This window comes from Pseudomonas sp. HS6-2 (assembly GCF_049325675.2).
Classification (GTDB): Bacteria; Pseudomonadota; Gammaproteobacteria; order Pseudomonadales; family Pseudomonadaceae; genus Aquipseudomonas; species Aquipseudomonas putida_N.
The window spans coordinates 2,257,533-2,270,476 of the sequence record NZ_CM143906.1 but is presented as its reverse complement, the minus strand read 5'-3'; the positions used below and the strand labels follow the sequence as shown (position 1 = coordinate 2,270,476).

Below are 12,944 nucleotides of genomic sequence, written 5' to 3'. Positions count from 1 at the left end.
TGCCACTGGAGATCATTCGAACAGATAAAAGGCGGCCTTTTTTGCGCGAATCCGACCCCTAGATGATCAGATCCGCCTTGCTGTAAACACCGCTGTGGAAAGGACAATATTGCCCGCCACTGCCGTACAGGCCTCGCTGCGGCAAGAACAGGCAGAGGTATAGATGAGGGGGAATGAAGGAGAGGAAACGCGCGATGTCGCACCCATTGCAGGCGCGGATCAATATAATTATCGAGGCAGGTTCAGCTCTGGTAGCGGGTGAACACGCGCTACGGGGACAACCGGGCAACGCTGATCAATTCGGCCAATTCGCCGACATCGAGCGTGCGGCAGGTCGGTTTGGTCAGCAGCGCCAGCGATTCGCGGACACTGTCGTCGGTACACAACTGCAATTCACTGCCAAGGCACAGAATCAGCACATCGAGGGGCTTGGCCTGGCTCAGTTGCAAGGTGGCCGCCACGATGCCATTGTTGGCCTTCAGCGGCTGGCCCTCAAGGCTCAGTATCTGCCATTCGCAGACCACGCAGCGGGCCACGTCGTTGGCTTGGCGCAAGGGTTCCAGCGCAGCGGCCAAGGCATAGAAATCGAACCCTTCGGCCAGCAGGAAGCCAATACGCACGGCGCTGGCCAGGTTTTCGCTGGTTTCAGTCAATTGCTGCATGTACTGCCTCCTTCGGGTCAACTGGGCGTGGGTACGTCTACAATTGTCCACGCTGCCGCCCCTGCGCAGATGTCAGATATCGACCTCTAATTGCCACGTAAAATCAGCGCCCGCGCATCGTCCCACCCGACATGCACCCTCTGCCCGCTCTTGAGCCCAAGTAGGTCGTAATCCGCGTACGGCTTCTGCACTTGCAGTTCCAGCCCGTTGGCGGCTTCCAGGTATATGTTGACCATTGACCCAATGAATTCCTCCCCCATCACGGTACACGCCAGGCGGCTGGCTGTGGTCGGTTGCGCGGCGAGGTTGATATGTTCGGCACTGATGCACAGGGTGACCTCTTCCCCTACCGCAACAGATCGGTCTTCGGGCAAGCGTGCCAGAAAGCGACCATACGCCGAGTCCAGTTGCACCAGCCCGGTGTCGTCGAAGCCAAGCACAACGCCGCCAAGCATGTTCTTGCCGCCGACGAATTCAGCGACAAAACGGTTGTGCGGTTCGAAGAAAATATCCTTGGGCGTGCCAATCTGCTCAACCCGGCCACGGCTCATGATCACCACGCGGTCAGCCATGGCGAAGGCTTCGGATTGGCTGTGGGTGACATAGACGAAGGTGATGCCAAGGTCCTTCTGCAACCCAGTCAACACCGCCTGCATGCGCACGCTCAAGTGCGCATCGAGGGCACTGAGCGGTTCGTCCAGCAGCAGTATCGGGGGCTCGGTGACCAGTGAACGCGCCAGCGCCACCCGCTGCCGTTGCCCGCCAGAAAGCATGCTGATATCACGGTTGGCAAACTCGCCCAGGTCCAGGCGCTCTAGCCAGTGCAGGGCTTTTTTGCGCCGTTCAGCTTTGCCCATGCCGCGCATGCGCAAACCGAACTCAACGTTTTCAAGCACGCTCAGAAAGGGGAACAGCGCCAGGTTCTGCCACACCAGCGGGGTGTCCCTTTGCCAGGAATACAAGTCGTTGACGCGCTCGCCGTTCAAGCGAATTTCACCGCTGCTGGGCTTGTCGAGCCCGGCAAGCATGCGCAGCGTGGTGGTTTTACCACAGCCACTGGAGCCCATGATCGCGACGAACTCGCCCTTGTAGATTTCCAGGTTCATCGGTTCGACAGCGACGTAACTGCCGAAGTGTTTGGTCACGTTATCGAATACCACTAACGGTTGAGTCATGGGGAGCTCCTGCGTCGGCATGGGATGTTCAGCTTTTTTTGCCGTCAGCCGGTTTCTTCTGCCGGCGCATGAGCAAAACCTGGGCAACGATCGTCAGCGTGATCGTGGTGATGAAAACGATCGTGCCTATCGCATTGATGGTCGGGCTGACCTGCCCTTGCAAAGTATTGAGGATGCGTACCGGGACTGTCTCGTTAAGGCCCGAAACGAACCAGGCCACCGCGAACTCGTCGAACGACACGGCCATGGTCACGAACAGTGCGGCGAAAATGCTCGGGGCGGTGAACGGCAGGATCACGTAGCGCATGGCCTGCCATTGGCTGGCGCTCAGGTTCCAGGCGGCGGCCTCCAGTTGCGGGTCCATCTGCGCCAGGCGCATGCGAATCACCGCCATGGCGAATGGTGAGCACATGACGATGTGGCAGATCATGACGGCATACAGCTCGCCGGACAGGCCGATTCGCGACAAGAACGCGAGCATCGCCAGGCCCAGAATCACCACCGGAATGGTAGGAGGCAGCAGTGCCAATGCCATGTACACCGACTTGCCAAAAAAGTGATAACGAAAGTCGGTATAGGCGGCAGTGAAGCCCAGCAGCGTGGAAACCAGCGATACCACCACACCGACGACCAGGCTGTTGTTGAAGGCTTGCCAGACTTGCGGGTCGGCGGCAATCGCTTCGTACCAGCGCAAACTGAAGCCACCCAGGGGCAAGGATGGGAAGCGGTCGACGTTGAAGGAAAACACGAAGCTGCCAATGATAGGCGTGAGGATGAACAAGAACACCAGGACGACGAAGCTGCGCAGCATGAAGTTGATGACACGGTGTTCGTTCATGCGCGCCTCCTATAGGCGTGGCGAACCATCAGGAACGCCGTGGCCAGCAAGGTCACGATCATCGTCGTGGCAATAACCGCCGCGCGTGGCCATTGCTGCCCCGATTTGGTCGTGTCGGTAATCAGGGTGCTCAAGGTTGGTGGTTGGCCGCCCCCCAGATAGAGCGGGCTGACAAAGTCACCGAAGGTCATGATGAAACAGAACAGTGCGGCGATGACGATGCCGACCCGCGCCGATGGAATCACTACCCCAAATACCGCGCGCAGACGGCCCGCGCGCAAGTTGTGGGCAGCTTCGATCAGCGTGCGGTCGATGTACATGAGGCTGAACAACTGCAGCAACACCACCAGCGGCAGGCACAGGGTGAAGTAACCCACATAGCTACCAAAACTGGTATTGAGCAAGGGCAACGGCCCAATCCCCAGCAACGCCAGGGCGCTATTGAGCAGCCCCTGGTCACTGAGAAAGACTTGCCAGGAATAGGTGCGCACTAGGTAACTGGTAAAAAATGGCGTGATCAACAACAGCACCAACCATTGCCGGGTCGATTCGCGGAACTTGAAGGCAATGGTATAGGCGCACGGAAAGGCTACGGCACTGATCAGCACACTGGCCCCCGCCGCCATCGCCCAGGTGTGCAAGTAGGCATCCCAGAAGTACTCGCGGCTGAACAGGTACTTCCAGTTCAGCCACTCGAACGCAGGGACCATGCGAAAGTTGCGCACCAGCCAAAAACTGATGGTCAGCAGAAACAGCAAGGGCGCTACAAAAAACAGTAACTGCCAGACCAGTATCGGCAGCGACAGGATCAGCCCATACCCCGGTAAGCGCCAGGTGCGCTTGCCGAACTGCCCACGCGTGCGTGCAGGCTCCTCACTGGCGGGCAGTGGGGGCGATAGCTTGTTCGAAATCATTACGCCGCTCCTGTGTAGGCGCCATCAAGCGCCCTTGTACTGCGACCAGAAGTCGTTCCAGTCCTCCAGGCTCTGCTGCATGGGGAGCGCGCGATACTGAATACGCCCCTCGCGGATGTCGTCCATGACATTGCGCTGGCCCAGTACCATGCCTTGGCGTCTGGCTTCGGCAAGGTCGGTCTTGTTCAGCAACTCCCAGCCGCGCTTATTGGGAATCAGCGCCGGGTAAGCCTCCATCTTCGCCGACTTCACCTGGCCTTCAGGGGAGGTGATGTATTGAATGAACTTCTTCGCAAGTTCCGGGCTGCGGGCTTTCTTGGCGATGCAATAAGACTCGGTCCATTGCAGGCCGCCCTCCTCGGGTATCACTGTTTTTACCGGTGCCCCGGCACGCTGCAAGACCCCGGTAATCCAGTCGCCAATGCCACACATCGCGTGGATCTGGCCGTTTTTCAGGGAGGAGAAGGTACCGCCATAATCGAAGAACCCGGCCACTTGTCCGCGTAGGCTCATGGTTTTGTCCTGGAGCCTCTTCCAGTGCGCCGCGTCGATGTCGTAGGGCAGCCTGTTGCCATTGAGCAAACTGATCTGGCCCAGGTTTGGCAGGTGCCAGTCGAAGTGGCCGACCTTGCCCTTGAGGCTATCGTCCCAGAACACCTGGTAGCTTTTCGCCTTGGACTCCGGCAGCAACTGGGTATTGAAGGCGATACCGAGAAAGCCGAAGCGGACCATGACCGAATACAGTTCATCGCCCTGCCAGTGCCCTGGAAAGTGCTGAAACTCTGGGTAGAAGTCATCGAAGGGATAATCGGCAGGGTCCAGTCGCTCGATATAGTCGGCGGCGTTGAGTTGTTGCACATACTCGGCATCCGACAGGATCAGGTCGAAGGTGCCCGGTGGTGACTGCGAAATGAGCCCCAGCATGTTATCGCCGCCGGTGTAGTACTTGGCCCGCACCTTGACCCCATGCTCGCGCTCGAAATCCGCGACGATGTCGGGCGCGGCGTGGCCTGCCCACGCCAGTATCACCAGTTCTTTTTCGGCTGCGCCAAAGGTTCTGTTCGGAAGTACCCCGGAGAGCGCCGCCACACCGGCCAAAATGCTGCTGTTCTTGATGAATGTACGGCGTGAAAAATCGGCGCGACGCGTCATGGAGATACCCTCGGTAATCAAAAGTGCCTTGGCCCTGCCGCGCTTTCGCCCCGCTTCCCCAAGGTTTTCACCGCCTGTGTGATTACCGATTGCAGCAGATTGCCATCAGGGCAAGTTGTGTTTTTCCGACCTGTAATTTGTCAAATTCGCCCCCTGCCCCACCCGACCCACCTGGATCGCAGGTCCGTCAGCATTTGTCAAATTCAGGTCGGGAACTGACAAGTGAATGTCGTTGTGATCTGATCAAATCGTTGCATGTACTGGCTCGCTGCAAACGGACTACTTCAACGAATACAAGAATAAAGAGAGATAACCGATGAACGAAAGCGTAGTGGTTGGCGAACTCACCTGGCCTGAGTACGCACAGAAGGTAGCTTCCGGCAGCACGATTTTCTTGCCGGTGGGCGCCTTGGAGCAGCACGGTCATCACATGTGCATGGAGGTGGATGTGCTATTGCCTACCGCCCTGTGCAAGGCAGTAGCGCGAGAAGTCGACGGCTTGGTGTTACCCGCCTTGGCCTATGGCTACAAGTCACAACAGAAGTCGGGAGGTGGCAACCACTTTCCCGGCACCACCAGCCTGGATGGCGCAACGCTGACCCATACCATCCAGGACATCATCCGCGAACTCGCCCGGCATGGGGCGCGCAAGCTGGTCTTGATGAATGGCCATTATGAAAACTCGATGTTCATCGTCGAAGGCATCGACCTGGCGCTGCGCGAACTGCGTTATGGCGGTATCACCGATTTCAAGGTGGTCGTTCTGTCCTACTGGGATTTCGTCAACGCGCCGGCGGTCATCGAAGAGCTCTACCCCGAAGGTTTCCTCGGCTGGGACATCGAACACGGTGGCGTTTTCGAAACTTCACTGATGCTGGCCCTGCACCCTGAAAAGGTCGACCTGAGCCGCGCCGTCGACCACCCTCCGGCAAAATTCCCACCTTACGATGTCTTCCCCATCATCCCTGAACGCACCCCCGCCTGCGGAACGCTTTCCTCGCCTAAGGGCGCCAACCGAGAAAAAGGCGAGTTGATTCTGCGAGTTTGCGTAGAGGGCATTAGCAGCGCTGTGCGGGAGGCCTTCGACCTGCAGAAATAACACCGATCTCCAGCCCAGAGCAGCACCGCCGTTCGCAGTTCACCCTCCCTCAAGAATAAAAAGGGTAATTAGCATGTCCAGCAACTCAACTCTGGCCCCCGGTCTCAAGCAGCGCCACGTCACCATGTTGTCAATCGCCGGCGCTATTGGCGCCGGCCTCTTCATCGGCTCGGGGCATGCCATTGCTGCAGCCGGTCCTGCGGCAATTCTCGCGTACATCATGTCTGGCACACTGGTCGTTCTGGTCATGCGCATGCTCGGAGAAATGGCGGTGGCCTCGCCAGATACCGGGTCATTCTCCACCTACGCCGAGCGCGCAATGGGACGTACAGCAGGCTTTACCATTGGCTGGCTGTACTGGTGGTTCTGGGTGCTGGTCATTCCAATCGAAGCCATTGCAGCAGCGGCCATTCTGCATGCCTGGTTCCCTGCGATAGAAACCTGGGAATTCGCACTGGTGGTGACCGGTTTGCTGACCGTAACCAACCTGTTCAGTGTGGCGCGCTACGGTGAATTCGAGTTTTGGTTCGCGATGCTCAAGGTTATCGCGGTGCTAGGGTTCATTGCTCTGGGTGCATTGGCACTGACAGGCGCGCTGCCCGATATTTCAGTTAGCGGTGTGGTCAACCTGAGTCATGAGTTTGGTGGTTTCATGCCCAACGGCATGACCGCTGTCATCGGTGCCATGCTCACCACCGTGTTCAGTTTCATGGGAACCGAAATTGTCACCATTGCCGCTGCCGAGTCGAAAAACCCCTCCAAGCAAATCACCCGTGCCACCAATTCCGTGGTGTGGCGAATGGGGATCTTCTACATCGTCTCGGTGTTCCTGATCATCTCCATCGTGCCCTGGAACGACCCCATGCTGGTGCAGGTCGGCTCCTATCAACGGGCCCTTGAGCTGATGAACATCCCGCACGCCAAGATGATCGTCGATATCGTCGTGCTGATTGCCGTTGCCAGTTGCCTCAACTCGGCCATCTACACCGCATCGCGCATGGTCTATTCGCTGAGCAAGCGCGGCGACGGCCCTCGCGTTCTGCAGCGCACCTCAGCGGCGGGCGTGCCAGTGATTGCAGTGCTGGCCAGTACCGCAGTGGGCTTCTTGACCACAGCACTCAATTACTTTGCTCCCGACGAGGTGTTTTCCTTCCTGCTGGCAAGTTCGGGGGCGGTAGCGCTTCTGGTCTATCTGGCAATCGCTGTTTCGCAATTGGTTCTGCGTAAACGGATGGATAGCCAAGGTACTGCGCTGGACTTCAAGATGTGGCTGTTCCCCTGGCTCAGCTACCTGGTCATCTTCTCCATCATCAGTATCTTGACGATGATGCTGATGATGCCAGGGCATCGAATGGAAGTGGTGGCAACCGGTGCGCTGGCGTTGTCCATCGTCTGCATGAGCGCCATTTTCTCGTCTAGAAGGAGCACTTCGGCCACGGTGGCGAGCAAGCCTGCCTGACCAGGCCAACTCATTACCCACCCTGCGAAGGCGTTACTTTCGCAGGGTTTTTTGCTTTTCGCCGGGGCACCTCCCAATGCTAAGGCACTGCGTGTACTATCACTCGGATAAATGCATCAACCTAAACATAATGAATTGCCGATTTACGACAAACAGACGCAGAGCACGTCATTTTTGCATTCAAGGAGTCATATTGATGGGTACGTTGAAATCCTCGCCGTCGGCACCGGCATACCCTGTCAATGATGCCCCGCCGCTGAAGGTCGTCGGTTTCCTGGTCATTCCCAATTTCACCACCATTGGCTTCGCCTCGGCGGTGGAAACCTTGCGCATGGCCAACCTGGCAGCACGCAAAACCATGTTCCAGACCCTGATCATTGCAGCCGACATGGAGCCAGTGAGTGCCAGCAACGGCATGCGAATCCTGCCCGATTTCAGTATCAAGGATACCCCAAAGCTGGACATGCTGTTCGTGGTGGGCCCAAACCCGATAGTCTCCGACCACAATACCCGCCCCATCCTCAACTGGCTTCGCAAGTTGGCACATGACCAGGTACCATTGGGCGGAATTTGCACAGGCAGCCATTTGCTAGCGCGCGCCAATCTGCTCACGGGTTATCGGTGCACCATCCACTGGGAAGATATCGAGGCGCTAAAAGAGCGATTTCCCGGCATTATCATTTCCAACCAACTGTTCGAGCTTGACCGTGACCGTTTCACGAGCTCCGGCGGCGTGGCCTCCATGGACATGATCCTACAACTGATTGCCCGAGAACCTGGCGGACGGGACATTGCCAGTCATGCGGCTGAACTGCTGTTATGTGATCGAGTACGTGGTTCGCAAGAGCGCCAGCGCGTGCCTTTGCGGCAAAAGCTCGGCACTTCTCAGCCCAAACTCAGTCAGATTGTTACAATCATGGAAGCCAACCTTGAAGACCCGATGACCTTGGAAGAGCTTGCAGAACTAAATGAGATCTCGGTTCGGCAAATGGAGCGTTTGTTCCACAAGCATCTTCAAAACACACCGAGTCAGTATTACTTGGAACTACGCCTGACACGGGCTAGGCAACTATTGCTACACAGTGAATCCCAAGTGCGTGATATCGCCCTCGCCTGTGGTTTCATTTCGCCAGCACACTTCTCAAAGTGCTACAGTCGTTTCTTTGGTGTCTCACCAATCGGCGAGCGGAAAAAGGTAGTCTCTTCACTTCACTGAACAACCCTGTCGTTAGTTTTCGTGGCGCGGCCCAGGATTTCCTCGCCATGCTCCCCTCAGCTGGCCCGCAATGTGAGGGCATCCAAGTGAATGTGCGCTCCACGAGGGCGCCACCACAATTCTGCAGGGGAATCTCGGTCATTCCGCACAGTTTTGGACCATCACTTGGATCTGGCTAGATGTCATGCCATTCAGGACGAAGCGGACTACGCTTGCTACGCAGGCGCGCATTGATGATGTTCATGTCATTATTCCTTACCTCGGGCGACAGACATGTGCCATACCATAATAGCGATCGAAGCATTCATACGAAAAAGTGGATCGTCCAGGGATTTTCCACTCAGTTGTTCGATGCGCTGGATACGTTGATTGATGGTGTTACGGTGAAGTCCCAGGCGCTGGGCAGCCTTGAGCCCGTTGCCATTTTCCTTGAGCAAAGCGTCGAGGGTATGCACGAGTACTTTAGGGTGTTTACGGCCGGGCACGAACAACGGGCCGAGTGTCTTTTCGACGAAGTCGTCGATGAGCGTGCGGTCGACTACCCCCTGCAGCAAACCCAACACGCCCAACTCGTTGAAATCGCAGTAACCGCTCTCCGGGCGCAGTTTCTGCGCCACATTCAACGCCTGGCGCGCTTCGTTGAGCACTCGGCGGTAATGACCACAATCTTCAGCAACCCTCGACAGGCCCATGTACATATCCAACTCCCCTGCCACTCCGATCAGTTGCCGACGCAACGTGGTCAAGGCTGCCGGCAGGTCATCGGCATCCGCCAGCAGTAGCACGAAGAGGTCGCCCGGCATCTCTACCGTCATCGTTCCCGGGCGGCTGCGACCCCAGGCTTCAAGTTGGTCTTCCATGGACTGGCGAGTGGCTTGCCACAGCTGCTCGCCTTGGGCCAAGCCTTGGCGCTCAAACAGCGTCTCGATACCTGACAAGCGCAGCACGACCAGTCGCCGTGGAATATCAAGCATCAGTTGCAGATGCGCAGCCCGCTGTCGGGCAATGGCCAGACTCGGGTAATCTCCGGTCAGCAACTGGCCGAGAATGTGGTTACGTGAGCGCCGCACTTGAGTCATATGCATCAGGGCCGTATCGATCAGGTGGGTCACAAACACCAACTTCAGCGGAGAGGGCTGCTCGATCAGCGACAAGCCCAACTGTTCAGCACGAGCGATCACTGCAGACGGGATGCACTGGGGAAACGGGCCTCCAGTAAGAACCACCATCCCGGCAATACCCAACACAGCACCAGTCTCGACCAAAGTGAGTAGCTTGCGTTCGTCACATAGGTAATTGATTTCCGAAATAAATACTAGTTCGCCGCCCATTTTACACGCGGTGATACCCTCATTTCCCGCCACGTAGGACCAGCATACTCGCCGTTGCAAGTAAAGCTCGCCTGCACGGACCCTCATGTCTTCCAAGCCGGGCAGGTTCAGGACCTCACTCAGAGTCAAGCTCATGGCTCGACACCCGCCAGGCTCTGCATCTGACGCCCTCTAACTGGCTCGCACATGAGAATGTCGGGCTGTACCATGGCGTCACTGCTCGCCGAAGATATCAACTTTAGAAATTGAAAGGACATGCCAGTACTGCTCCTACGCCATGACCGAATTGCGCATGCGGTTAAGTCTCAGCAAGTTCATCGACGACCATGCCGGGGACTTGTAATAGAGATGCTACCTGAAATCGTTCATGATCACTCCCTCAAACGGCGAGATGACTGCGATCAACAGCACCAAGTATCGAGATGCCCTCCCGTACATTCCATCTACTCTCACGACTTTGGAGATAATCCCATCAAGCTTCATGCACTCGACGACCACGCGGACGTATGACCAAGTTTCCGGTGGAGTGATGCTCACCCCCTATCCAAACGTTACAGCTTAGTGCTCGCTTTCTCTACGATCTCTTAGCAACATCTACGTGAGCAACCGAGCGGCCTCGCCCTGCTGGTGCTCAACACTGCCCGGTATCAAGCGACATCACTGACCGTGCCCGCCGCCGCACGCCGCTACACCTTGCAAGCAACCAACGCTGACCGACAAAACGGTGACGTTCAATGGCAGACTCCTAAAGCTCGGCACCAACGATGAAATGCCGACAATGGACTTTGTGCCGACCAAAGCCGGCAAACTGGCCCTCGAGTCGGCAAGCGATACTTTCCTGAGCCTGCCATCCGCTGGAAATGAGACCTGCAATTACATTAGCCCTGAATTGGCCGGCCTCTTTCGGCCGTCTGGTGGTCATCCCGGCACTGCCCACCTTTTACCAAATCTACCACGAGATCATGCTGGAGATCGGCATCGGTGACCGAATGATTGATCTGGTACAAGAAGGCGTCGATTGTGTGGTCAGAGTCGGCGAACTGTCGGACTCAACCTTGGTCGCGCACCCTTTGCCCCCGTTGCGCCAGGTCACCTGCGGTAGTACCGACTATGTGGCCCGTTATTGCCTTCCCTCCAAGCTCGAACAACTCGAAGGGCAGCGTTGCGTGGACTACCTATCGGCCACCACCGGCAAGCTGCAACCTTTGGAGTTCTGCGTCCACGGCCAGGTGTTGCTTCGCACCCTGCCAGCCAGCCTGGCGGTCAACAATGGAGAATCTTATGTGGCTGCCTGCGAGGCTAACTTCGGCCTCGTCCAAGTCCCTTATTACCATGTCGCCCGTCAACTGGAACACGGGAGCTTGATCGAAGTACTGCCCCAGCATCGACCGCCGGATTTACCCATCACCATCCTCTACCCCCACCATCGACGTCTAACGCCACGCTTGCGGGTGTTTATCGACTGGCTGAATGCGCAGTGCAGAAACCCAAACATTTGAATACAACCTCAGGCGTGGTGATCAGTCAGTACGGTGCGATCTACTGAAAGCCTGCTGCTTTCGGTGCGAATGATCCTGTGTGACTGGATAGGAAGTCGAATCAAGGCTTGCCACCTGAAATCACATCCAGCGAGCCCGCAATCTTAATCTGCTGGTGCGAGTATCGGTGCTCGCTAGTCGTTTCACATCTGAAGCAGGTAGAGGTTTGTGCGAACATCGTGAAATCTCAAAAAGCAGTAGGATGGGATAGCGTAGGAACTGTGAAATACAATGACTGTTATAAAATATCAGACGTATCAACTTATTGCGGGACGAACGGAAGCGGAGTTATTGCGCTGAAATTCAGTAGAGATAACGCAAATGGCAGCACAACACCTTAAAGCTCTTGACCAAACCGCCTAGCAAGGCGGTTTTTATTAGACCAAAGTATTATTGCCTTGGGTAAAGAATTATTTTTAGTGTCGTGAAACACCAAAAGCAGGAAGCAAAGGATGCGACAGAAAATTATCGAAATCCATAGCATTTCATCGGTTCAGGACTGGTATTTCGACTTGGACAGTGGAAATGACCCAAACGATTATGAGGGAATTGTCTGCTTGGCGTTAGTCACCACTATGGATCTCGACGATGAAGACCATAGGATAGAAAAGAAAATTGTCCCGGTAGAATCACAAGACTTTTATGCTTTTCGAGTCGGAGAGATTTACCAACTAAAATGTGAGGCTCTGGTCAGAGGGAATCACATTCGAATGCGCAATCCAAAATGATACGCGCTTTGCGCCGTGTTGGTTGGAATACCAATGGCGCATTCCAGAGCAAAATTTTAAGTGCATATGTGAACAGCCTTTGCCAAGATGTTCCCTCACGGGCTATTATCCCTGATATAGTTAAATTCCAACTTTTGTCTCACCAAGACTTTCGTGCGATGGCAAATAAATTGACAGCCTTGTAGGTTGTGTATATGCTTGGGAAAAGAGGAGTGCGTGGCAATGGATAAAGCAAAGGATTATGAAGGCGCAGTCATTCAGATCAATAATTCAATTCGTGAATTAGAAAAGATAATTCTATCCGACCGAATCGAAGGGGTTAAAGTCTTAGAGTTTTTCCTTTCTTTCAATCCTGCAATATTTAATCAAGACGATTTGAGCATTAAAATGGATGCATGGCGATTTCTTGATGGGCATTGCAAAGCTCATGCACGCCTGATTGTTGAACAAAGCATATCCTTTGATATACCCATCTGGAAAACCTATCGGGAGAAAATCCAAAAGGTGATTGACCTTAGAAGAGAAGTTTTCTCGGTCTAAGCAAAATTATTGGATTAGGAGGGAGAAGGATTCGCCAAGATGCTCCCCTTACGGGGTTGTTTAACCAAAGGCAAAAGCATCATCCTCTCCAGTGTAGAACATCCCTCGGGCCATTTCTGGTGGGATTTCTATTTGCTGTTCAGTTCGTAGCAGGGACTGCTGAAAATCAGCCAGTAGTTTAGGCGTAACCAAAACCTTACCTATTGTTATATTCGACCTCCTATGATTATCCCAATGCCATTCTACCAATTTATTCAACGAAAACTCATGCTTTTTGAAACTGAGAGTAGAT

12 protein-coding genes are annotated in these 12,944 nt (G+C 55.3%); 6 read left to right on the top strand and 6 right to left on the bottom strand.

Going from position 1 to position 12,944, the window contains the following annotated elements; all coding sequences use genetic code 11:
* Positions 1-269 precede the first annotated feature (269 nt).
* The 5 genes from ACOKS3_RS10600 to ACOKS3_RS10580 form a co-directional block, all read right to left on the bottom strand.
* A complete protein-coding gene (locus ACOKS3_RS10600; protein ID WP_075045744.1) occupies positions 270-662 on the bottom strand; it encodes a type 1 glutamine amidotransferase family protein in 393 nt (130 codons plus the stop codon).
* A gap of 86 nt (positions 663-748) precedes the next feature.
* Positions 749-1,837: an ABC transporter ATP-binding protein gene (locus ACOKS3_RS10595; protein WP_075045745.1), complete on the bottom strand. Its 1,089-nt coding sequence runs from the start codon at positions 1,835-1,837 to the stop codon at positions 749-751.
* Positions 1,838-1,865: 28 nt separating this feature from the next.
* Positions 1,866-2,675, bottom strand: a complete 810-nt coding sequence (locus ACOKS3_RS10590) for an ABC transporter permease (RefSeq protein WP_028699712.1) — start codon at positions 2,673-2,675, stop codon at positions 1,866-1,868.
* Positions 2,672-3,589 (bottom strand): ABC transporter permease, encoded by a 918-nt coding sequence (locus ACOKS3_RS10585; protein ID WP_232861573.1) that lies wholly within the window; start codon positions 3,587-3,589, stop codon positions 2,672-2,674. The genes ACOKS3_RS10590 and ACOKS3_RS10585 overlap by 4 nt, the downstream gene beginning before the upstream one ends.
* 24 nt (positions 3,590-3,613) lie before the next feature.
* A complete protein-coding gene (locus tag ACOKS3_RS10580; protein ID WP_075045746.1) occupies positions 3,614-4,741 on the bottom strand; it encodes a polyamine ABC transporter substrate-binding protein in 1,128 nt (375 codons plus the stop codon).
* Between the two features lie 316 nt (positions 4,742-5,057).
* Between ACOKS3_RS10580 and ACOKS3_RS10575 the strand changes: the two genes are divergently transcribed.
* The 3 genes from ACOKS3_RS10575 (at position 5,058) to ACOKS3_RS10565 (ending at position 8,515) form a co-directional block, all read left to right on the top strand.
* Positions 5,058-5,840 carry a creatininase gene (locus ACOKS3_RS10575; protein ID WP_016488025.1) on the top strand — a complete coding sequence of 261 codons (783 nt, stop codon included), beginning with the start codon at positions 5,058-5,060 and terminating at the stop codon, positions 5,838-5,840.
* Between the two features lie 73 nt (positions 5,841-5,913).
* Positions 5,914-7,299 (top strand): GABA permease, encoded by a 1,386-nt coding sequence (gene gabP, locus ACOKS3_RS10570; protein ID WP_075045747.1) that lies wholly within the window; start codon positions 5,914-5,916, stop codon positions 7,297-7,299.
* 196 nt (positions 7,300-7,495) lie between these two features.
* The gene (locus tag ACOKS3_RS10565) at positions 7,496-8,515 is read left to right on the top strand and encodes a GlxA family transcriptional regulator (RefSeq protein WP_084785227.1); all 1,020 of its coding nucleotides are present in this window, start codon (positions 7,496-7,498) and stop codon (positions 8,513-8,515) included.
* Between the two features lie 248 nt (positions 8,516-8,763).
* On the opposite strand, the gene ACOKS3_RS10560 is transcribed toward ACOKS3_RS10565, so the two are convergent.
* A complete protein-coding gene (locus ACOKS3_RS10560; protein WP_075045748.1) occupies positions 8,764-9,981 on the bottom strand; it encodes a PucR family transcriptional regulator in 1,218 nt (405 codons plus the stop codon).
* Between the two features lie 725 nt (positions 9,982-10,706).
* Between ACOKS3_RS10560 and ACOKS3_RS10555 the strand changes: the two genes are divergently transcribed.
* From ACOKS3_RS10555 to ACOKS3_RS10545, 3 genes are all read left to right on the top strand, one after another.
* Positions 10,707-11,345: a LysR substrate-binding domain-containing protein gene (locus tag ACOKS3_RS10555; RefSeq protein WP_084785228.1), complete on the top strand. Its 639-nt coding sequence runs from the start codon at positions 10,707-10,709 to the stop codon at positions 11,343-11,345.
* 491 nt (positions 11,346-11,836) lie between these two features.
* Positions 11,837-12,112: a hypothetical protein gene (locus tag ACOKS3_RS10550; protein ID WP_028699718.1), complete on the top strand. Its 276-nt coding sequence runs from the start codon at positions 11,837-11,839 to the stop codon at positions 12,110-12,112.
* Between the two features lie 216 nt (positions 12,113-12,328).
* Positions 12,329-12,652, top strand: a complete 324-nt coding sequence (locus ACOKS3_RS10545) for a hypothetical protein (RefSeq protein ID WP_136915578.1) — start codon at positions 12,329-12,331, stop codon at positions 12,650-12,652.
* The last annotated feature ends 292 nt before the right edge of the window (positions 12,653-12,944 follow it).